Origin of the sequence: Novosphingobium sp. 17-62-19 (assembly GCF_002256775.1) — a bacterium.
Lineage (GTDB): Bacteria > Pseudomonadota > Alphaproteobacteria > Sphingomonadales > Sphingomonadaceae > Novosphingobium.
The window spans coordinates 1-20504 of sequence record NZ_NCII01000054.1; the positions used below are offsets into that span (position 1 = coordinate 1).

General features: G+C 62.0%; 25 protein-coding genes and 1 tRNA gene. 9 read left to right on the forward strand and 17 right to left on the reverse strand.

Translation table 11 applies throughout. The features are described 5' to 3' along the window. Together B7X90_RS11140 and B7X90_RS11145 are read left to right on the forward strand one after the other, a co-directional pair. Window positions 1-229, forward strand: a 229-nt coding sequence (locus tag B7X90_RS11140; protein WP_292624473.1) for an FAD-binding protein, incomplete at its 5' end; no start/stop codon positions are given. 65 nt (window positions 230-294) lie between these two features. After that, window positions 295-1557 carry a TIGR00341 family protein gene (locus tag B7X90_RS11145; RefSeq protein ID WP_292624475.1) on the forward strand — a complete coding sequence of 421 codons (1263 nt, stop codon included), beginning with the start codon at window positions 295-297 and terminating at the stop codon, window positions 1555-1557. Here B7X90_RS11145 and B7X90_RS11150 read toward each other — a convergent pair. From B7X90_RS11150 to B7X90_RS11185, 8 genes are all read right to left on the reverse strand, one after another. Further along, on the reverse strand, window positions 1538-2002 hold the full coding sequence (locus tag B7X90_RS11150; RefSeq protein WP_292624477.1) for a GNAT family N-acetyltransferase: 465 nt from the start codon (window positions 2000-2002) through the stop codon (window positions 1538-1540). The two genes, B7X90_RS11145 and B7X90_RS11150, sit on opposite strands and share 20 nt — an antisense overlap. Before the next feature lie 2 nt (window positions 2003-2004). Further along, entirely contained in the window at window positions 2005-2979 is a 975-nt protein-coding gene (locus tag B7X90_RS11155) for an RDD family protein (RefSeq protein ID WP_292624509.1), read from the reverse strand. Between the two features lie 5 nt (window positions 2980-2984). After that, entirely contained in the window at window positions 2985-4052 is a 1068-nt protein-coding gene (locus B7X90_RS11160) for a stage II sporulation protein M (RefSeq protein WP_292624479.1), read from the reverse strand. Then, on the reverse strand, window positions 4049-5377 hold the full coding sequence (locus tag B7X90_RS11165) for a DUF58 domain-containing protein (RefSeq protein WP_292624481.1): 1329 nt from the start codon (window positions 5375-5377) through the stop codon (window positions 4049-4051). Before B7X90_RS11165 ends, B7X90_RS11160 begins: the two co-directional genes overlap by 4 nt. After that, complete coding sequence (locus tag B7X90_RS11170) at window positions 5374-6330, reverse strand: MoxR family ATPase (RefSeq protein WP_292624482.1); 957 nt, start codon at window positions 6328-6330, stop codon at window positions 5374-5376. Before B7X90_RS11170 ends, B7X90_RS11165 begins: the two co-directional genes overlap by 4 nt. A 17-nt stretch (window positions 6331-6347) precedes the next feature. After that, complete coding sequence (locus B7X90_RS11175) at window positions 6348-7583, reverse strand: DUF4350 domain-containing protein (RefSeq protein WP_292624510.1); 1236 nt, start codon at window positions 7581-7583, stop codon at window positions 6348-6350. Window positions 7584-7624: 41 nt separating this feature from the next. Then, a complete protein-coding gene (locus B7X90_RS11180; RefSeq protein WP_292624484.1) occupies window positions 7625-8260 on the reverse strand; it encodes a hypothetical protein in 636 nt (211 codons plus the stop codon). A 73-nt stretch (window positions 8261-8333) separates the two neighbouring features. After that, a complete protein-coding gene (locus tag B7X90_RS11185; protein WP_292624486.1) occupies window positions 8334-9224 on the reverse strand; it encodes a prephenate dehydratase in 891 nt (296 codons plus the stop codon). 156 nt (window positions 9225-9380) lie between these two features. Between B7X90_RS11185 and B7X90_RS11190 the strand changes: the two genes are divergently transcribed. Further along, on the forward strand, window positions 9381-10007 hold the full coding sequence (locus B7X90_RS11190) for a cytochrome c family protein (protein WP_292624487.1): 627 nt from the start codon (window positions 9381-9383) through the stop codon (window positions 10005-10007). Between the two features lie 74 nt (window positions 10008-10081). On the opposite strand, the gene B7X90_RS11195 is transcribed toward B7X90_RS11190, so the two are convergent. From B7X90_RS11195 to B7X90_RS11205, 3 genes are all read right to left on the reverse strand, one after another. Continuing rightward, entirely contained in the window at window positions 10082-10522 is a 441-nt protein-coding gene (locus tag B7X90_RS11195) for a hypothetical protein (protein ID WP_292624489.1), read from the reverse strand. Window positions 10523-10641: 119 nt separating this feature from the next. Beyond that, on the reverse strand, window positions 10642-11322 hold the full coding sequence (locus B7X90_RS11200) for an RlmE family RNA methyltransferase (RefSeq protein WP_292624490.1): 681 nt from the start codon (window positions 11320-11322) through the stop codon (window positions 10642-10644). Beyond that, window positions 11319-12350 carry a Ppx/GppA phosphatase family protein gene (locus B7X90_RS11205; protein WP_366409685.1) on the reverse strand — a complete coding sequence of 344 codons (1032 nt, stop codon included), beginning with the start codon at window positions 12348-12350 and terminating at the stop codon, window positions 11319-11321. The genes B7X90_RS11200 and B7X90_RS11205 overlap by 4 nt, the downstream gene beginning before the upstream one ends. A gap of 409 nt (window positions 12351-12759) precedes the next feature. Here B7X90_RS11205 and B7X90_RS11210 point away from each other — a divergent pair. From B7X90_RS11210 to B7X90_RS11225, 4 genes are all read left to right on the forward strand, one after another. Then, a tRNA-Gln gene (locus B7X90_RS11210) sits at window positions 12760-12833 on the forward strand. 139 nt (window positions 12834-12972) lie between these two features. Further along, complete coding sequence (locus tag B7X90_RS11215) at window positions 12973-13374, forward strand: hypothetical protein (protein WP_292624492.1); 402 nt, start codon at window positions 12973-12975, stop codon at window positions 13372-13374. Window positions 13375-13653: 279 nt separating this feature from the next. Continuing rightward, on the forward strand, window positions 13654-13995 hold the full coding sequence (locus B7X90_RS11220; protein ID WP_292624493.1) for a hypothetical protein: 342 nt from the start codon (window positions 13654-13656) through the stop codon (window positions 13993-13995). Between the two features lie 428 nt (window positions 13996-14423). Then, window positions 14424-14786, forward strand: coding sequence for a hypothetical protein (locus B7X90_RS11225; RefSeq protein WP_292624494.1), 363 nt, complete (start codon window positions 14424-14426; stop codon window positions 14784-14786). Between the two features lies 1 nt (window position 14787). Here the strand turns inward: B7X90_RS11225 and B7X90_RS11230 are convergent, their stop codons facing one another. After that, window positions 14788-14991, reverse strand: a complete 204-nt coding sequence (locus B7X90_RS11230) for a hypothetical protein (RefSeq protein WP_292624496.1) — start codon at window positions 14989-14991, stop codon at window positions 14788-14790. Beyond that, on the reverse strand, window positions 14991-15962 hold the full coding sequence (locus B7X90_RS11235) for an IS1595 family transposase (protein ID WP_292624498.1): 972 nt from the start codon (window positions 15960-15962) through the stop codon (window positions 14991-14993). Before B7X90_RS11235 ends, B7X90_RS11230 begins: the two co-directional genes overlap by 1 nt. Window positions 15963-16058: 96 nt before the next feature. On the opposite strand from B7X90_RS11235, the gene B7X90_RS18375 reads away from it, so the two are divergent. After that, window positions 16059-16274, forward strand: a complete 216-nt coding sequence (locus tag B7X90_RS18375) for a DUF6471 domain-containing protein (protein ID WP_366409684.1) — start codon at window positions 16059-16061, stop codon at window positions 16272-16274. A gap of 294 nt (window positions 16275-16568) precedes the next feature. On the opposite strand, the gene B7X90_RS11240 is transcribed toward B7X90_RS18375, so the two are convergent. Next, a complete protein-coding gene (locus tag B7X90_RS11240) occupies window positions 16569-17072 on the reverse strand; it encodes a hypothetical protein (protein WP_292624500.1) in 504 nt (167 codons plus the stop codon). Between the two features lie 163 nt (window positions 17073-17235). Between B7X90_RS11240 and B7X90_RS11245 the strand changes: the two genes are divergently transcribed. Next, the gene (locus B7X90_RS11245) at window positions 17236-18114 is read left to right on the forward strand and encodes an LOG family protein (RefSeq protein ID WP_292624503.1); all 879 of its coding nucleotides are present in this window, start codon (window positions 17236-17238) and stop codon (window positions 18112-18114) included. Window positions 18115-18123: 9 nt separating this feature from the next. Here the strand turns inward: B7X90_RS11245 and thiD are convergent, their stop codons facing one another. Genes thiD through glmM form a run of 3 tightly spaced genes read right to left on the reverse strand, consistent with a single transcriptional unit; the run spans window position 18124 to window position 20434 of the window. Beyond that, window positions 18124-18870: a bifunctional hydroxymethylpyrimidine kinase/phosphomethylpyrimidine kinase gene (gene thiD / locus B7X90_RS11250; RefSeq protein ID WP_292624505.1), complete on the reverse strand. Its 747-nt coding sequence runs from the start codon at window positions 18868-18870 to the stop codon at window positions 18124-18126. 1 nt (window position 18871) lies between these two features. Next, window positions 18872-19096 carry a DUF1272 domain-containing protein gene (locus tag B7X90_RS11255; protein WP_292624507.1) on the reverse strand — a complete coding sequence of 75 codons (225 nt, stop codon included), beginning with the start codon at window positions 19094-19096 and terminating at the stop codon, window positions 18872-18874. Continuing rightward, the gene (gene glmM / locus B7X90_RS11260; RefSeq protein WP_292624508.1) at window positions 19097-20434 is read right to left on the reverse strand and encodes a phosphoglucosamine mutase; all 1338 of its coding nucleotides are present in this window, start codon (window positions 20432-20434) and stop codon (window positions 19097-19099) included. It lies immediately after the preceding gene. Between the last annotated feature and the right edge of the window lie 70 nt (window positions 20435-20504).

The window sequence follows — 20504 nt, forward strand, 5'->3', positions numbered from 1 at the left end:
CTACGTGCCCAACGACTACCAGGTCGGCCAGACCGGCAAGATCGTGGCGCCCGAAGTTTACATCGCGGTCGGCATCTCCGGCGCGATCCAGCACCTTGCGGGCATGAAGGATTCCAAAACCATCATCGCCATCAACAAGGACGAAGACGCCCCCATCTTCCAGGTCGCCGACATCGGCCTCGTCGGCGATCTCTTCACGCTGGTCCCGGAACTCACCGGCAAGCTTTGATCCAAGTACCACGCTGGAGTGTTTCCCCGGGGAAACACTCCAAATGGGTTAGTTGAGGTGCGTTGATGGGTGAGAACGTGAAGGCCGTTCGTCTTGCAAAGTCCGTAGGCGAGGCAGGACCGAAGCCAAGTCACGGCCGTGCGGCCCTTCTCGCATCCATTGCTCGCGGCGCGCGCCTCACTCCCACCTATCTGATGCTTGTGGCGCTCGCCACGGCCATTGCCCATGTCGGTCTGCTGATGGACTCGGCCCCGGTCATCATCGGCGCGATGTTGATCTCGCCCCTGCTCGGCCCGATCATGGGCTTCGGCTTCGGTGTTGCCATTTTCGAACTCGCCCTGCTTCGCCGTGCTGCCAAATCGCTGGGCGCGGGCATGGTTCTGGCCATCCTCATCGCCATTGTCCTGACCTGGATTTCTCCGATTCAGGATGTAACGCCCAGTATGCTTGCCCGCGTGCGGCCGAACCTGCTCGACCTGCTGGTTGCGGTGTTCGGCGGTATCGCCGGGGCCTATGCCACTGTCCGGCGCGAGGCGATCAGTCTTGTCGGCGTTGCCATTGCCACCGCGCTGGTCCCGCCGCTTGCTGTCGTCGGCTTTTCCATCGCCACTTTGCGCATGGACTATGCCTGGGGTGCGCTGCTGCTGTTCATCACCAATGCTACGGCCATAGCGCTGATGGCCACGATCACTGCGCGCGTGCGCGGTTTCGGCACGCAGCTTTCGCCGCGCCAAAGCTGGGCGCAGACCACCGGCATCTTTGTGGCGCTGATCGCTCTGGCCATCCCGCTTGGCCTGCGTCTTGCCGCCAACGTGCGCGAGGCACGCGCGCAATCGGCCATCAACCGCGAGTTGCAGGAACTGGCAGGGCCGGGGGCACGGATCGACCGGCTCGACAGCAACCTTGGCGGAACGCCTGCGCAAGTCGATGCCGTGGTGATGGCGCCCGCATACAACGAAGGGCTGCAAGACCGTTTTGCAGACCGCGTTGAGGGCCTGCTCGGTCGCGATGTCAATGTCCGCCTCGTGCAGATCCGCAGCGGCACGCCTGAGGCTGACGATGCTCGCCGCGCGCTGGAAGATGCCATCGCCACCGAACGTTCGCGCAAGGAAGAAGTCACTCGCCTGCGTGCCACGCTTGCGCGGATTGTCGATGCCGATGGCGCGGCAGTTCTGGTCGATCCTGAACGCCGCTCGGCCCGCGTGTTCTCGGCAGAACCGCTGCCGGATTCCACCCTCGCGGCGCTTCAGATCGCCTTTCCGGGCTGGACGCTGACCTGGGGTGAGGCCGAGCCGCCTGCTGATGAACCTACGTCAGCCGCAGAGTGAGGCACTGGCTGAAATCATCCAGCACGTAGTCGGCAAAGGCGTCGCAATTGACGAAGCCATGCTTGCGATAAAGACCCAGCGCAGGTTCAAACGCCGCACCTTGCCCCGTTTCCAGACTGACACGGCCATATCCGCGCGTCCGCGCCACGCCCAGCAAGTGCAGCAGGATCGCCTCGCCGATACCCTTGCCCAGCCATTCCGGTGCAACGCGCATCGATTTCAGCTCGCCATGCGTAGCATCCAGTTCGCGAATCGCGCCCATTCCCGCCAATTCTTCGCCTGCCCATGCCGAGAAGAACGTCACGCCCGGCTGGCGCAATTGCTCCACCGGCAGCGCATGAACTTTGCAGGCGGGGGAATGCGCGTGCATTCCTGAAAGGTGCAGCGCCACCAACTCGCGTATCGGCTTGCCCGAAAGATCGTCCTCCACGAATCGCAAGTCCATCGTCAGGCCCTTTCGCTGTGCTTGTCCGCCTTGCGCTTGCCGAAGCGCATCCCTGTTTCCAGTCGCGCCCGAAGCTGCGCGTAGTAGGCTTCCAGAAACGCGCGTTCATCACCCGCACCGGCATTCCAGCCAATCTTGCGGCAGATCGCCTCGGTCACATCGCGCAAGCCATCGGCGCGGTTTTCGCGCAGTACGCGTTCCAGCACCTGCAGTTCATACTCGCCATAAATGGCAAGGTCAGCATCGCTGAACCGGTATTGCGCGCCGGTCTCCTGCGAATGCCCGCGCGCCGCGCCACCTACTGAAAGCGCCGTTTCAAGCTTGGTCTTTGGCGCTTCCACCACCCACGTGCCTGCAATCATGTCACCACAGCGCAGCCTGTCGCGGTTGAAGAACGGGAACAGCGCAAAGATCAGGAACCAGCCGAGGCCAGCCCAACCGGCCATTTTGGTGTCGCCACCTTCCACGCTGGCGGAAATGAAGAAGATCAGCGGCATGAACAGTTCGATGTCGCGCACCAGATTGCGCGCGATCACCGCTTCTGTCGTGAGTCGCCCGCCGTTTACCCCGCGCGCTCGCGCCGCCACGCGGATGCCGCAGATGCGCTTTCCGGGCGTTGCTCCGCGCGGGCCGAGTTCGAAGAACAGGAACCACGCATTGCGGAACAGGAACATTGCCACCACCCACACGATCACCAGCGCCTGCATCGCGCGCCCAGCGGGGCCATCCTCCTTGTTGAAATTAAAGCCGATGCCATTGGCGATCCAGGCCAGAATCAGTGTGGAGCCGATGATGGCACCGAAAATCATCAACAGATCAAGGAACAGCGCCGCGGCCCGCGATCCCCGCGATGCCAGCATGAACGGGATCGGCACCCCTTCGGGCGAGACCACCATGCGCCGCCGCTTGTCACCATCGGCGCGGACCGGACCGGTTTGCGTTTCACCGCGGCGGCGGAAGGGTATTTTCAGGGCAATCGTCATCAGCGCACACCCCTGCGGAAGGCGAAGAAATAACCGGTCCACAGCACCAGCATGAACCCGCCCACGATCAGACGCGATGGCGTGGAATCCACCATCTGGCGCGCGAAGCCTTCAAGCAAAGCGGCGATGACCAGCATCAAAACCACCCCGGTCATCACTTGCGCCGCGCGCCGGCCTGCTGCGGCCGCCGCATCCATCACCGGCAGGTTGCCCGGAAAGGCCATCGACCGCCCCACGTGAATGCCCGCCGCGCCGGCCAGCAGAATCGCAAACAGTTCGGTCGTGCCGTGGATGGAAAGCCAGCCGACGAAATCGAGCAACAGGCCTTGCCCGTGATAGAGCCACAGCATTGCCCCCAGCAGCGCAGTATTGTGGATCAGCAGCAGCATCGTCGGCAGCCCGAAGGCAAAGCCCAGCGCAAAGCACAGGATCGAAACTTGCGCATTGTTGCTGAACAGGCTGGCGGCAAACACGCTCATGCCATCCTGGTCCTGATTGCCGAACAGCGTGCCCCGCAGAACTTCCCTGCTCGCGCCCGGAACCCGTTCATCGGCAAATCCGCCGGGGACGAGCGAATAGTACCATTCGGGGTTGGACGCGACGAGCAACCAGCCGACCACCGTTCCTGCCACCATCAGCGCCAGCGCAATCAGCAGATCCACGCCAAGCCCGCGCACGCTGGCGCTCCACCCGCCGCCGAGAAAGCCGCGGAACCACGACCACAGCGAAGCGCGCGGGCCATAGACTAGGAACCACGCCCGCTGCGTGAGCGCTTCGAGATAGCCGACTAGCGCGGCATCGAGCGAGGTTTCGCGCGCGATCGAAAGGCTGGAGGCCGCCGTGCGATAGAGCGTGGGCAGGGCGAGCAGATCTTCGTCCGAAAGCCCGCGCGTGCGGCCTGCTTCCATGCGCTTCAGGATCGCATCGAGCCGTTTCCAGTCCGCCTCGCGCTCCAGCCGGAACCGGTCTGACCGCAGAGCGGCCTGTTCAGCGGCAACGACAGTTTCGGACGGTTTGGAGAACCAGCCGCCGATGCGTTGGGCGATGCCAGTCGTTACCGCGTTCATCCGATCCGCCCTTCGCGCTTGATGGCAAGGTAGGCGTCGAGCAGCCGCGTGCCGATCTGGTCATGCCTCGCTTCAAGCACGCGCACGCCAAGATGCCGCAACCGCTGCAGCACCAGCGCGCGCTGGCGGATCAGGCTGCTGGCGGTGACGGCTTCGGCCACTGATTGCATGTCTGTGACGTCCGCCGTGGTGATTCCGGCCAGTTCGGCGTCGGTCATCACCACGAACAGGACCAAGTGCTTGTCGACCAGACGGCCCACGTTCTCCACCATCAGTTCAGCGCTGGTGGGGTCGGAAAAGTCGGAGAACAGCACGACCAGCGAACGCCGCCGCAACCGCGCGGCCAGCGTGGAGAGTGCCAGCGTGAAGTTCGGCTCGCCGGGGTGGTAATCAAGCTTGGCGGCGGCGCGTTGCAGCCGGGCGAAATCGCGGCTGTCGGTGACGAAGGGCGTGGCGACTTCGGGCCGCGCGGCAAAGCCGAACAGGGCGACGCGATCCTGCGCTTTCAGCGCGACATAAGCGGTGGTCAGCGCGGCGGTGACGGCACGGTCGATCCGGGGCAGGCCCTCGATCGGCTCGCACATCGCCTGCCCGCAATCGAACGCGAAGACGATCTGGTTGTTGCGCTCGACCTCGTATTCCTTGGCATAGAGCCGTCCGTGGCGGGCCGAGCTTTTCCAGTCGATGCGGCGGCGGTCCATGCCGGGTTCGTATTCGGCCAGCGCTTCAAAATCGGTGCCTTCGCCCCGGATGCGCCGCGCGATCATGCCGAACTGAGCGTCGCGCAGGAAGATTTGCAGTGCCGGGCTGCGCACGGGGGCGATGTTGGGCCAGACGCGGACTTCGGCATTCAGCGCGCGGTTCGCCTGCCGGTGCGCAAGGCCGAGCGGCCCGGTCCAGCGCAGCCATACGCGCGTTACTGCGCCGGTGCCGCGCCGGTTGGGCACAAGCTGGGTCGTCCCGCTCCATGCGCCGTCGGCAAAGGCCAGCGGCAGGGCGATGCGCCCGCCAGCGCTGAGGCGCGGGTCGCATTCCAGCACCGCTTCAGGGCGCGCGCGCGGTGCGGTGCGCGATAGGTCGGCCATGACCGTCAGTCTTGCCGTCTCGCCCACTTCGGCATCGCCGGGCACCACCACGCGCAGATCGTCGAGCGATCCGGCGAACAGTCCATCAAGCAGCACCAGAACCAGCAGCGCTCCGCCCAGTGCAGGCGCGGCGATCCATGCGCCGGGGGCTGCTGCGGCCAGCAACAGCGCTACCGGGGCCAGCCCTGCGATCAGCAGGACCGCGCGGCCTGTTGGCAGAAGGGCGGGCGGCCTGTTCAACGCGGCGCTTCCGTGCCCTCAACCAGCGCGGCCACGATGGCTTCCACCTGCTTGCCCTCGATCTCTGCCGCCGGGCTGAGCATCAGGCGGTGGCGCAGAACGGCGGTGGCGAGTGCTTTCACGTCATCGGGAATCGCATATTCGCGGCCATCCAGCGCCGCCCGCGCCCGTGCGGCGCCTGCCAGCAGCACCGCTGCGCGCGGGCTTGCGCCGACCACCAGATCACTGCTTTCGCGCGTGGCGCGGATCAGCCGGACGACATAGTCGACCACCGATTCTGCCATCGTTACCGCAGCCACCGCAGCCTGCGCCGCCTTCAACTGCGCGGCATCGGCCACGGCGGAAACGCCCAGATCCGCAGGCTTCGGCGCGCCGCGCCCTTCGCCATAGCGGGTGACGATCCGGGCTTCTTCCTCAGCAGAGGGGTATTCGACCAGCAGCTTGAACAGGAAGCGGTCAAGCTGCGCTTCGGGTAGCGGATAGACGCCTTGGCTCTCGATCGGGTTCTGCGTTGCCACCACCATGAAGCGGTCGGACAGGGCGTGTGCCTCGCCATCCAGCGTCACACGGCGTTCCTGCATGGCTTCGAGCAGCGCGGCCTGCGTCTTGGGCGGGGTGCGGTTGATTTCGTCGGCCAGCAGCAGTTCGTGGAAAATCGGGCCTCTGGTCAGTGTGAACTGGCTGGTCTGGAAGTTGAACAGGTTGGAGCCGAGGATGTCCCCCGGCATCAGATCGGGGGTGAACTGGATGCGGCCGAAGTCCAGACCCAGCGTGGCGGCGAAGGTTTGCGCAAGGAACGTCTTGGCGGTTCCGGGCGGTCCTTCGAGCAGGACATGGCCGCCTGCGAAGAGCGCGACGAGCAGATGATCTAGCACCTGTTCCTGACCCACCACAGCCTTGCCAACCTCGGCCCGGATGGCGGCGGAAAGCGCGCCAAGGCCGCCTAGGGTCATTCTAGGTGCATTTTGGTTCACTTCAGAAGCCTTTCTATATTTTGCAGAACCAGCGCGCGCCGGGTCACGTCATGCGGTTTGCGCGCATCGCGCAAGTGCCGGGCCGCACTGGAAAATGTCGGGCCGGAAACGCTGCGCCTTTCCTGCGCCACATCGATCAGGCGCTCAATCTCGGCAGGCGCAAGGCCTCTTGGCAATCCCAGCGCCAGCGCGATCCGCTCCCGCACAGCATCGGCATAAGGCGCGGCGGCGAGGTGGACACGGCCCGCGCGGCGGATCAGGCCAGCGGCGTTGGCGACCAGCGCGGCCTTGCCCATCGCGATTTCCGGCCCTTGCGCCAATGCGGGGCCGAAGCGATGCAGCGCGCGCCATGCCATTGCCAGCGCGGCCAGCAGCAGGCAGATCGTGGCGGCAAGGAAGGGCGGCTCAAAGGCCAGCGTCAGCAGGTTCCGGTTTGCGCCGAAGCCATTGAATGTCATGTCAAAAGCGATCGGCATCGAACGATCATCCGCCGTCGCCAGCACCAGATCGCGGGCCATGAGCGCCGTCGCCTTGTCGGCAAGGCCCCAATTGTCCAGCAGGTCCGGTTCGAACACCATGACCACCGGATAGAGATCCTCGTCGTCCCCGCCATAGTCCGGGTCGATCCCGGCGAAATCGTTGAGGCCGGGATAGTAGCCATCATCGTCCAGCCACGCGGCAAGGATCTTGCCGTTTCCGGCATTGACGATGGGCACCAGCCCTTTGCCCGATCCGCTCTCCACCTGCTTGTCATCGGGCAGCTTTCCGCGCCGCTCACCCACGCGCCAGCCGCCAGCAGGGGGCAATTTGTCGTTGCTCAGTTCCACCGTGACGTTGTCGGCAAAGCCGGGCCATTCCGGCAGGCCGGTGGAGACGATCTGCACCCAGCCGCGCTTTGCCTTGGTGGAATTGGCAGCCATCGCGAACCACTTGGGCGCGATGACCAGCGTCGGGCCGATGTAGCGCCGTGCTTCGACGACTTTGGCGATTTCCTTGCCCTCGGCCCCGGCGGGTGGGGTTAGGATCAGCAGACCGGGAGCGCTTTCGATGGTTTGGCGGTTGCGCAGGCGCTGCACGTCCAGCCCTTCGGCCTCGAGCATCTGGGCGAGACCGGCAAAGCCGTTAAGCCCCTTGCCACCGACATGCGCGCCGCCGTTGTTGCCGCTGCCGCCAGTATCGTTGCCAAGGAACCAGAGCAGTGCGACAAAAGCCAGCGCACCGACCAGCAACATGCCGATCACCGTGCCCCTTGAGAATGGAGAGGGCGCGGCGCTCAAACCTTCGCTCCCAGCGGTTCCAGCGCAAAGCGGGCATAAGCGGCGCGCGCGGTGGACCAATCCTCGGCCCCCAACGGCCGTAGAGCATAGCGGGCACGCTCCACCAGCGTGGCGATAGTGCCGAACGCCGTCCGTGCCTCGGCAGGCAGGCCCTCAATCGCGCCAATCTCGCGCGCGGTGCTGGCAGGTTTGAGCCAATCGGGCCGTGCGCGCGCGATCTGGCCCACGCTGCGCTGGAGCAGCAGGTGCGCAGCCTCTGCGAACAGCCCTTGCGCGGCCAGCCGGTCGGCGTCCTCCAGCAGGGCCAGCGCCTCTTCGCGCGGCGGCGTCCATTCCGGCGCGGCCACGGTGCCGCGTCCCTTGCGCGCCAGCCATAGTGGCCAGAGCAGCGACCAAGCGATCCATGCGACGCCAAGCCCCGCGCCGATCATCAGCAGCAGTTCGATAACGCCCCAACTGCCGCCCAGCAGCCGCCCCAGCGGGGACAGCAGCCATTCCAGCCATTCACCCAGAATCTTCATCCATTCAGGCGTTTGTGGCGGAGGATCGGGCGCAATGGGGGCGAACTGGATGTCGGACGAATCACGGACCGAGCGCCAAGCCTCTTCGGCTGACGCAGCGTCTTCGTTCACAGAATTTGCTGCCGCCCCGACTGTCACCCATGCAACCTTGCACGCGCGTCAACCCGGTTCAAGCGCAACTGCATCAGCCCCGGATGCGCTCCATTGGATAGGTACCAAGAATGCGCAGATCCTTGGCGAAGAAGCCCAGCTCTTCCAGTGCCAGATCGACCGCACGCTCACCCGGCGCGCCGACGATATCGGCAAAAAATTCGGTCGCGGCAAAGCTCGCGCCGCGCTGGTAGCTTTCCAGCTTGGTCATGTTGACCCCGTTTGTGGCAAAGCCGCCCAGCGCCTTGTAAAGCGCGGCAGGAATGTTGCGCACTTCGAACACGAAAGTGGTCATGGCCGGGACCGTGATCCTGGCCGGATCGAGCGCCGTCTTTGAGAGAATCACGAAGCGCGTCGTGTTGTCATGCGCGTCCTCGACATTGTCCTCGATGATCTTGAGGCCATAGAGTTCTGCCGCAATGCGCGGGGCCAGTGCGGCCACAACAGGATCGCGCAGTTCTGCCACGAATGCCGCCGCGCCTGCGGTGTCGGGATAGCTCATCGGCACGATGCCCCGCTCGCGCAGATAAAAGCGTGATTGGCCCAGTGCTTGCGGGTGGCTGTACGCCGCGGTGAACGGGCCATCGCCGAGCGCCATCAGGCTCGCGTGAATTTCAACGAAATGCTCGCCAACAATCGACAATCCGCTTTCCGGCAACAGGAAGTGGATATCGGCCACGCGCCCGTGCTGCGAATTTTCGATGGGAATGATGGCCTGCCCCGCACGGCCTTCCTTCACCGCATCCAGCGCATCTTCGAAAGAAAAACACGGCAGCGGCAGGCAATCGGGCAAGGCTTCCATCGCGGCGCGGTGCGAGTTTGCACCCGGCGCGCCCTGAAACGAAACCGCGCGGGCCGGATCAGCGGTGGCGGCGGCGGCCATCTGCTCGACAAGCGCGAGCGCGGGGGCGGGATAGCTCTGCATGATGGGCGCGCGTTAAGCTGCTGCGCCCTTTCCGGCAAGCGACATTGCTTTTTTGGGGATGAAACCATCTTGCGTTGCGGCATGGCGCTCACTAGAGCGTGCCCCAACTCGCGCGGGTGTCGGCAAGGTGTCGGCGTGCGCCTATGGGGCTTCTAAATGGACGACCGCTTCAATACCATCGCCGGATGGACCTTGTTCGGGGGCATCGTGGCTCTGGGGCTTTCCAGCCTTTCGGGACACTACTTCCTGGCTGACAAAGCTCATCGCCCCCATGAAATGGGCTATGTGATCGAAGGCGTTGAAGAAGAAGCCGCCGCTGGTGGCGAGGCTGAAGTGCCGCTGCCCAACCTGCTGGCTGCTGGCGATGTTGCCAAGGGTCAGGCCGTGTTTGCCAAGTGCAAGGCCTGTCACACCGCCGATCAAGGCGGCGCAAGCGGCATTGGCCCGAACCTGTATGGCATCGTGGGCAAGCCGATTGGCAAGCACGTTGCCGGTTTCGCCTATTCGGCAGACCTTGCCGGACACGGTGGCAACTGGGACTTCGCCAACCTTGATGCGTGGCTGAAGAACCCCAAGGCGTTTGCTGCCGGCACCAAGATGTCGTTCGCAGGCCTGCCCAAGGGCGAAGACCGCGCCAACGTGATTCTCTATCTCAACTCGCTCGGCTCCAACCTGCCGCTGCCCGCTGCCGAAGCCGCACCTGCTGCTGAAGCTCCGGCAGATGCAGCCGCCAGCGAAGCGGCCCCTGATGCCGCCGCAAGCGAGGCTGCACCTGCGGCCTGATTTTGCTGCCACAGGACATTGAGAAAGCGCCGGAAGCTTGGCTCCCGGCGCTTTTTTGATGGGTGTTCTGATAGTCAGACCGGACAGGCCTCGGCCATAATCGCCGCATTCAGCGTTTCCGGTTCTACGGGTTCGTAGAGGTCGGCACGGTCCGCTTCCACCGCGTTGCGGGCAATCAGCGCGCCATCGGCGGCGTAATCGGTTGCGGCGGCGATCAGCACGCGATGGGCAGAGCAATCGTAGCGGAACAGCACGATCTTGCGCCCGGCATCCAGCGCACTGGCTCCGCCGAAGTCGAATCCAGCCCATACCTGCCGCACGGCAAAAGCGCGCTCGGCGCTGGGTGGCACGTCCTGCACCGATTCGCGCCGCACCAGCACTTCAGTGCGATCTTGCGCCACGCCGATGACTTTCCAGTCAGCAGACCATCCTCTTGCCGCATCCCCTTCCGCCGCCGCCCCGCCGGAGAAGCCGAGGAGCGCGAAAGGAAGCAGCAGGTTGCGAAGGAAAGTCATCGGGTGGTTCTCGGTAAGCGTCGGGTTAACGGCCTGATAACCACAACGTCACGCCGCGCCACATAGGGGTTTGCCCTGAGTCCCGTTCTATGACGCCTGCGGCCCGACCGGTTAACGCGTCACTCCGGCGGGGTTTCGGCCCGGCCCTTGAACCCTTGCGCGATCACATACCATTCGGACGAATCCTTGCGGCTGGATGGCGGTTTGGCGTGCTTCACGGTGGTGAAGTTCTTCTTCAGGATGCCCAGCAGTTCGGTATCGGTGCCGCCTGCAAAGACTTTGGCCACGAAGGCTCCGCCCGGTGCCAGCGTCTGCACGGCAAAGTCCACCGCCGTTTCCACCAGGCCCATCGTGCGCAAGTGGTCGGTCTGCTTGTGGCCGACGGTGTTGGCGGCCATATCGGACACGACCAGATCGGGCGGCCCGTCCAGCGCATCCAGCAAGGCTTGCGGCGCTTCATCTGCCATGAAGTCCATCTGGAAGATCGTCACGCCTTCGATCGGGTCGGTGGGCAACAGATCGATTCCCACGATCTTGGCCGCAGGGGCCTTTTTGCGCACCACCTGGCTCCACCCACCCGGCGCAATGCCGAGGTCCACCACGCGTTTGGCATTGCGCAGCAGGGTGAACTTCGTATCCAGATCGATCAGCTTGAAGGCCGCGCGGCTGCGCCAGCCTTCGACACGGGCCTGTTTGACGTAAGGGTCGTTCAACTGGCGCGAGAGCCAGCGGACGGAAGATGCGGTGCGGCCCTTCGCGGTTTTCAGCCGCTCGTGGGGATTCTTGTCAGACCTGCTCATGCTGCTTCCGTTCGTTTGGGGCTGCGCGGGTCTGCGCCGATGGCCATGAGGCTGCGCAGGATGCCTTCGCGGATGCCGCGATCGGCGATGCCAAGCCGGTCTGCGGGCCAGATGTCGATAATCGATTCAAGGATGGCGCACCCTGCCACGACAAGGTCTGACCGTTCGCGCCCGATGCAGGGCAGGGCAATGCGCTCGGCCGGGGTCATGGTGGCAAGGCGGCGGCTTATATCGCGCATCGAATCGGCCGGAACAACAAGGCCGTCTACCGCGCGGCGATCATATTGCGGCAGTTCCAGATGGACGCTGGCCAGCGTGGTGACCGTGCCACTGGTGCCCAGCAGTCGGATGCGCCCTTCGCCGCGCGCGGCACTGCGCATGGGGCCGACGCGTTCGCAGAAGTCTGCAAAGCCTTCGTCCACGCGGCGGCGCATTTCGGCATAGGCAGCGGCGCGGGCGTGTGGATCATCGGCAATGGCGCCAATGCTTTCCGTCAAGGAAACCACGCCCCAAGGGACCGATTGCCAATCAAGGATGCGGGGCACGGTTTCGCCGGTTTCCACCAGCACCATCTCGGTCGATCCGCCGCCAATGTCGAAGATCATGGCGGGGCCGGTGCCCTGTTCCAGCAGGATGTGGCAGCCCAGCACCGCCAGCCGCGCCTCTTCCTGCGCGGTAATGATGTTCAGATGGATGCCGGTTTCTTCCAGCACCCGGTCAATGAACTGCTGCCCGTTGGTGGCGCGGCGGCAGGCCTCCGTCGCTACAGAGCGCGCGAGGTGGACGTTGCGCTTGCGCAGCTTGTCGGCGCAGACGTGCAGCGCGCCCAGTGCGCGATCCATCGCCGCGTCAGACAGCCGTCCGGTCTGCGCCAATCCCTCGCCCAACCGCACCACGCGGCTGAAGGCATCGATCACCACAAAGTGTTCGCCTGATGGCCGCGCGATCAGCAGGCGGCAGTTGTTGGTGCCAAGATCGATTGCGGCATAGGCTTGGCGGTAGTGAGGGAAGGGCTTTTGCCACGCCATAGGGCGATCAAGCGCTGCCACAGGCGGTGTTGGCATAACCATATCAGGCGCAGATGCGGCTGGCATTGCCGCCATTGCATCAATATTGCTGCCGCCTCCGCACGATGCGGGCGGTTGCGTCTTGCCTGCCGACCCGGACGGGACACTGTTCCCGGCATTGCTGCGTGGCTTGCGGGGTTTTTTCCGTTGCCCCTTCTTCCTGCCGAAACGCGCGCCTTGCCCACTGGTCGGCGGAATGGATCCCGCCATGTCACATATTCGCTTATGTTTTCCCGCGCCGCATAATGCCTGCCGGGTACTTGGCGCCAATGCTAGCGCCGCAACGCCCGGCCCGCAAGGCCAGCGCCCAAAAATGCCATTTCCCCGGCTTGACTTGAGCCGACGCGCCCCCTAGTTGCGCGCCTCACACTGCCCCGTCGTCTAATGGTAAGACTACGGATTCTGATTCCGTCTATCGAGGTTCGAATCCTCGCGGGGCATCCATTTCCTCGGTATTAGGTAGCAAGCGCACCAAGATTGTTGGATGCGTAGCAGAGCGCGTTGCAGCCTTGTTTCCTGCTCCATATCAAGGGCAGGCCTAAAAAGGCACCAACCTGAGGATAAGCACCCATTCCGACTAGACATGGGAACGCTTGGTGAACAAAATGCCCGCTTTATCAGGTTGGAGAGATTCGCCATGTCAGCGGAAGGTTACCTCACTGCACGGACTAAATTTTCCAATACCCTCGCAGAACTCAAGCAGATGGTGGACGTGATTGGGTCCGTTGGGTCTGTGCTACGGGACTCTCCTGATCGATTCATCTTTGCAAATCAGCCGATCGGCTTGCCGATGGAAGCGACGATGACTTCTGATGCCCGCTCAACGGATGCAGGTGCTTGGCCTAGCGTCGAAAAGATAATGATGCTTTTGAAGAGATACCACGATGAGAAGGTCGCCATGCAGAACGCGTGGGACGCACTTCCGCAGGCAACCAAGGACGCAATGAAATCTCCGAACGACCTGATTAAGCGGCGATCGTGGTAGGCGTGTTCCGGTATAACTGAATGGTAGTGACTTGGCCGTAAATGCGTTCATATGACCAGCACTAATCAACCCTCAACCTCTCTACCCGGCAACGGCTCGCTTCTAATCCCTTTTCCAGAGCCGGAGCGTGGCTCGAAGATGGACAGTCGTGTAATCTCGGCAATGTCCGAAATGGCATGTGTTCGGGACGTTTTTACAAGACAGCGGACAACAAGCTCCATGTCTATATAGAAGTTATGACATGGAGCGACCGATTCATCAAAGAATACATCCCTCTGCATGTTCCTCACGAGGGCGAAAGCACCCTGTACATACATTGGCGGGAAGAAGGGGCCGTCCTTCGTCAAGACGATCGCGAGCCCATTTATTCAGCTTGGCAGCAGCCTGAATAAGCTCTTCATCCGTCATATTCTCAGCGCCGCCGATGTAGCCGACGCCAAGCTCACGGAAGCGGCGCTTCAACCGCTCACTTGTCATAGTCATAGAAATTACCTCAGGACCAACCCTTCGCAGGTGCTGGTTGCTTTGTTGTGGGAAGGCGGGCTGCGCCCCGCGCTGCCCTTACGAAGATCACAACCTCGCGATCAATTCGAATTCGCGATGATAAACCATTTCGATTGAAATGTCAATCCTGTGCGCCTAAAGATCATTCACCTCGCAATGGCTTAGTCACCGGCGCGGGGTGTGCATCGCGCACTGAACACGGGTCCGCTCTGTCGGGCGGCCCGCAGAATACAATAGGCCGCAAGGCTGAATATGCGGGGCGTGCTACCCCGTGTTCGCGCGTGACTAACCGTCCCGGCTCCAGCCGGGGCGAACGCGGGGCTACGCATGAACAATCGAAAAATAGCATCTCTAGCGATCCTAGGATTACTGATCGGGGTCATCATTTTCCAAGGCCATGGGGAAATAAGTGAGACGAATGATCTGATCGAAGGAAATCAGAAGTTTCTTTACGAGAGTTGCCTTGAGACCAACGCAGCAATCAAAGATGTTCTACCAGATTCCGAACAACAGGACTGCGGTGCGAAATACATCGAGCAAAAGCGATGAATGATTCGATCAAAGGTTTAGGCGTCGTTCTCGTTGCAGCACTACTTGCTTATGCCGTGCTTGGGAGTGGTGTACTGGAGAAGGGCTACGGCGATATCGAAAACGCCGTGGCCTCCAAGCTCCGCGACCCTTCCAGTGCAGAGTTCCGCAACATCATGCAAGGATCGAGCGCAACTTGCGGCGAGGTAAACGGGAAGAACGCCCTTGGTGCTTACGTGGGGTTTAAGCCGTTCGTGTACGTCAGAGGCATCGTCTTGCTCGAACCTGAGCAACCTATCACAGCAAATGTCGAGCAGATGACAGCCTATTACAACGCTGTGGCCGAGTTTTCGCGAACTCGTCGTCGTTGCTACGAATAGGTTAGCTGACCTCGACCACGCACTGGATGCGGCACGTCGCAATCATGACTCCCCGACATACCCCTTCCTCGTCGGCGGCTGTCAGGTGGCCGATGAGGAACTTGGCGCGTGAGGCGTCGGTCATGAGTTCGGTAAGATCGCGGCATGGTAGATCAATATCAAGGGGCTGGTTCTGGCCCATAAGGTGGATACGGAAAGCAGCCATCACGCTGCCTCTTTCCGGCGCTGCCAATAGCCCTTCCACTGCCGTGACACCGGGTGGTGCAGACCAGCCGCCGCAATCGTCAGGAATTGCTCTCCGTTCGATACGCGCCGGTTGTCTTCACGCCACGCCATCTCATTGGCGTAAGGCGCAAGGTGATGGGCGATCCGATGGTGAACGCCCTTCTCGCTACGCCGCATCCGAGAATGGAAGGACTCCGCTTGGTTGGTCGAGATTTCGCCTTCCGCGTAGCTCTTCGAGTGGTCGATACGGCGCATCTCAAACAAGGCGTGCAGGGAATCGTAGCTTTTCGCCTCGTCGGCGTAGATGATGCTCCCACTGCCGATGACCGTAGGTGCCAGCTTCGCCCCCTCAAGTTCGCTACACACGAACGGCCGGGTCCGACCATTGCGCTCACGCATGACGGTGACGCACCGGCGCTTGCCTGACTGATTGGCAAGCTTGCGCCGATCCCGGCGATGCTCGGCCCTCGTTGAAGGCTTCACATAGCCACCGTAATACGCGCCATCTATCTCGACTTCACCGGACAAGCCTTGCTCGTGCTGGAGAGTACCCAGAGCTTCACGGAGCTTGTGCAGCAGAACGAAGGCAGTTTTCGGCTGAACATGCAGATCACGCGCAAGCTGGAGAGCGCTCATCCCTTTTGCGCCGTTCGTCCACAGGGCGATTGCGAACAAAATGTCGCGAAATTGGAGCTTGTGACTGGCGAAGATCGTTTCCGAAGTTACGGAGAACTGGAAGTTGCAGGCCTTGCACTTCCATTTGCGGCGCGTCTTGATCGAATAAAGCGCTGAGCAAGCGCAGCGCGGGCAGAAGGGTTCTCCTTCGTTCTCAGCGAAGCGGATTTTGACGAACGCCTCCCAGCCCTCTTCTTCGGACATGCGGGCTACGCGCTTGAGATCAAGCGTTCGTGCCTGTGCCGAGAGAAGAAAATGCTGCGACTCACCCTCCAATGCGTTACGTTCGCATCGGATATGATGATCTAGTCCAAGCAGGTCAACTGGATTCGCATCAAATGTGATGACGTTGGCATCATAAAGGATATTTCTGTGACAGATTGGCCAGCATACGCGAAGGGGTTACTTCGGGCGGAGATGACCCGAAGAGGCGTGAGCTATGCAGATTTGGTGAGAATGCTGGCAGAAGGTGGAGTGAAGGAGACCGAAGCCAACCTGCGGAACAAGGTAAGCCGAGGTTCCTTCACAGCCGCATTTCTGTTTGAGTGCCTAAACGCCATGGGCGTCAAAACACTGCACTTGGATTGAAGAAAATGCTGGACTCCGCCTACAGGCGCAAGTAAAAAGCCCTCGAAGCGCGGATAATGCGCATAAGAAATCTCCTTCCCTTGTAAGATAAGGGTGGGGGTTAGAAGCCCCAAGCTGCGTCAACAGCTTGGGGCTTTGTCGTTTCTGGCGACAGCCGCCCTCATATCTCCGAGAAAGAGAGTCAGTCAACAAATTTTGTGTTGACTCCGCAATTTTTATTTAAAATGTCGTTCGGACTCGCGGATATATACTTAAACTATACTCACCGTTATTTTGAATGAACACTCAACGGCGTTAGATATCAAATTCATGGTCGGTTTTCACGACCGTGCGCCATTGGGCCGGGTACTTACCGGATGATTCGAGGGTATTCCCTCTGTGCTTCCGAAAGGAGGCCTCAATCGCGTTGAAAGCTCGCTGGATCGTCGCGCGATCCGGGCTCTCACAGCCCACCTCCCGGAGCACTTCAAGCGCCACCTCCCGCACCGTCATAGGGCGATCCGCCTTCCGCAAGACCTCCATGCCGCGTCGGCCGCATGAACCAAACGGCACAGGCAACAAGTGAGTCCAAGGTTGGACTGGCTGTGTATCTTCCGGCTTCCAGTCCGGATGTGCGTCGCGAAGCAGCATCTCAGCGCCGGCGATCAGCGCCTCCAATTCGGAGATGCGCGCTTCCAGTTCGTCCAGCCTGTCCACTTCGCGCTTGATGCGGTCGATGTTGGCCTGCGTGGCTTGAAGCTCGCCGGTGAGGGCGGCGTAGCGCTTTTCGAGTGATTGTTTGAAGTTCGATATACCCATGCCGCTCAGGGTAGGTGGCTGGGCACGGTGTCGGCTAGGTATCGCTTTGTGCGCTTGCTACCTAATACCGCATTTCCTTCACAATTTGTTGTTTTGTTGCTGCCAGTGGACGGCGGATGGCCCCCTCTTGTGCTTTTTGTCCTTTGGCCCGACTTAGGGTGGCATGACAGAAGAAGAAAAGCAGCACGAGCTGACCAAGCGCAAGTTCTACAAGGCCGAGCAGGAAGCCGGCTTCGTCGAGAGCCAGCCCAGAACCACCCCGCAGCAACAGGATCCGGCCTATCGGCTAGCCTTCCGCGATACCGATTTCCTCCTGCGCGAGGAATTACGGCCTGTGCGGTTCCAACTGGAACTCATGAAGCCCGAAATGCTGCTGGATGAGGCACAGATTGGCTCCACGCTGGTGATGTATGGATCGGCGCGCATTCCCTCGCCCGAAATGGGCGAAGCGGCGCTGAGCACAGCGACGACGCCTGAGCGCAAGGCAGTGGTTGAGCGTTTGGTCGCGAAATCGAAGTATTACGAGGAAGCACGGCAGCTTGCCCGGATTGCCAGCCAGTGTGGTGTGGTGGAAGATGGCAAGCGGCAGTTTGTTGTCTGTTCGGGCGGCGGGCCTTCGATCATGGAGGCGGCGAATCGTGGGGCGGACGAAGTGGGCGCCGAATCGCTGGGGTTGAATATCGTCCTGCCGCATGAGCAGGCCCCCAACAGCTATGTCACGCCGCATCTGTCGTTCCAGTTTCACTACTTCGCGCTGCGCAAGATGCATTTCCTGCTGCGGGCACGGGCAGTGGCGGTGTTCCCGGGTGGGTTCGGCACGTTTGATGAATTCTTCGAACTGCTCACCCTGATCCAGACCGGCAAGATGCAGCCCATTCCGATCCTGTTGTTCGGCAAGGATTTCTGGAACCGGGTGGTGAATTTCGAGGCGCTGGCCGAGGAAGGCGTCATCAATTTTGACGATCTGGAGCTTTTCACGCCGGTTGAAACGGCGGACGAGGCCTGGGCGCACATCGTCAAGTTCTACGATCTCGATTGCTGAGTTGAGCGTTCAGCGCACCGCTTGATGGCCAAGCGGGCCGTGGCCTGCGCCAAAGCCGGGTGCGGCCAGCAGGGCGGCGCGGACGAATTCGCGCGCGTCTTCAACCGCGTCTTCCAGCGAGGCACCGCTGGCAAGAAAGGTGGCGATGGCGCTCGACATCGTGCAGCCGGTGCCGTGGGTGTGCCGCGTGACGATGCGCGGTGCGGTCCACACCCGATCAGGCTGGCCGGGCACTAAGAGGCGGTCGATCACTTCCGACCCATCGGCATCGCCGCCCTTGGCGATATAGGAAATACCCCGTGTGCGCATGGCAGCATCGCCACCAAGTGCCTGCAATTCGGGCACATTCGGGGTGGTCAGCGTGGCGATGGCCATGAGCCGTTCGAACGCCGCAATTGTCGCTGAATCCGCCAAAGCCGCGCCGCTGGTGGAAATCATGACCGGATCAAACACGATGGGGACGGCGAGCTTTTCCAGCCGGTCGGCCACGATGGCGGCGATTTCGGGTGAGCTGAGCATTCCGATCTTCACCGCATCGACGCCAATGTCATTCACGCAGGCATCGATCTGCGCGGCGACCATTGCCGGATCAACCGGCAGGACCGCGTGGACGCCGGTGGTGTCCTGCGCGGTCAAGGCGCAGATGGCAGTCATGGCATAGCCGCCGAGCACCGTTATCGTTTTGATATCGGCCTGAATTCCCGCTCCTCCGCCGGAATCTGAGCCTGCAATGGAAAGAATGCGAGGGGGCTGCATCTCAGCCGTTGAACTTGCGCGTGACAGATGGCGGATGCTTGGCGTGCAGCGCCTTGGCCCGCGTTGGGCGGTCCATCAGTTCGCCGCTGCAATTGGGGCAGCGATCATCGAGCGCATCCGCGCATTCGGCGCAGAAGGTGCATTCGAACGAGCAGATGAACGCGCCAGGCGCTTCGGCCGGAAGATCGGTGCCGCAGCGTTCACAATCGGGCCGCATTTCAAGCATTTACGTGGCCTTCCGTACGGCGTTGCAGATTTCGTCGACCACGGCTTCAACCTCGCCCGCATCGTCACCCTCGGCCATGACACGGATCAAGGGTTCGGTGCCGGAGGGGCGGATCACAAGGCGGCCCTTGCCCGCAAGGCGCGCTTCGGCTTCGGCAATGGCTTGCTTTACCGCTTTGTCTTCCAAGGGTTTTCCGCCCGAGAAGCGGACGTTCTTGAGCAGTTGCGGGACCGGATCGAAGCAGTGCAGCAGTTCGCTGGCAGGTTTTCCGCTGGAAACCATCGCGGCGAGGACTTGCAGCGCGGCGACAGTGCCGTCTCCGGTGGTTGCGTGATCGGTCAGGATCATGTGGCCCGACTGTTCTCCGCCGACGTTGAATCCGCCCGCCTTCATGCGCTCCAGAACGTACCGGTCACCCACCGCAGTGCGCTCTAGGTGCAGTTTATGTGCATTTAGGTGTCGTTCAAGGCCGAGGTTGGACATGACCGTGGCGACCACCCCGCCGCCGCGCAATTCGCCGCGTGCGTGCAGTTGCGTGCCGATCAGAGCCATGATCTGGTCCCCGTCCACCGTCTGGCATTTCTCGTCCACCACGATCAGTCGGTCGGCATCGCCATCCAGCGCAATGCCGATATCGGCGCGTGTTTCGCGCACTTTGGCTTTCAGCGCATCTAGGTGGGTGGAGCCGACGTTGAGGTTGATGTTTTTGCCGTTGGGTTCAACGCCGATGGCGATGACTTCAGCGCCGAGTTCCCATAGCGCCGAGGGGGTGACGTGATAGGCCGCGCCGTTTGCGCAATCGAGCACGATGCGCAGGCCATCGAGGCGGACGTTATCGGGCAGGCTGCCTTTGACGGCGTGGATATAGCGGCCACGTGCATCTTCGATGCGGCGGGCGCGACCGACCTGCGTGGCGTCTGCAAGGTCCAGTTCCTTGCCCAGCAGCGCTTCGATGGCCAGTTCGGCTTCGTCTGACAGCTTGTAGCCATCGGGGCCGAACAGCTTGATGCCGTTATCTTCAAACGGATTGTGGCTGGCCGAGATCATCACGCCGAGGTCTGCACGCATCGAGCGGGTGAGCATCGCCACGGCGGGCGTCGGCATCGGGCCGAGCAGCACGACGTCCATGCCCACCGAGGTGAATCCGGCGACCATCGCCGATTCCATCATGTAGCCCGATAGCCGCGTGTCCTTGCCGATCACGACGCGGTGGCGGTGATCGCCGCGCTGAAAATAGGTGCCAGCGGCTTGCCCCACTTTCATCGCGGTGGCGGCGGTCATCACGCCGGCATTGGTCCGGCCGCGAATGCCATCGGTGCCGAAAAACTTGCGTGCCATCGAACGGCTCATCCCTTGATTCAAGCGCCTTTTGCAGGCGCACACGTTGCCATGCCGCGTGACATAGCTA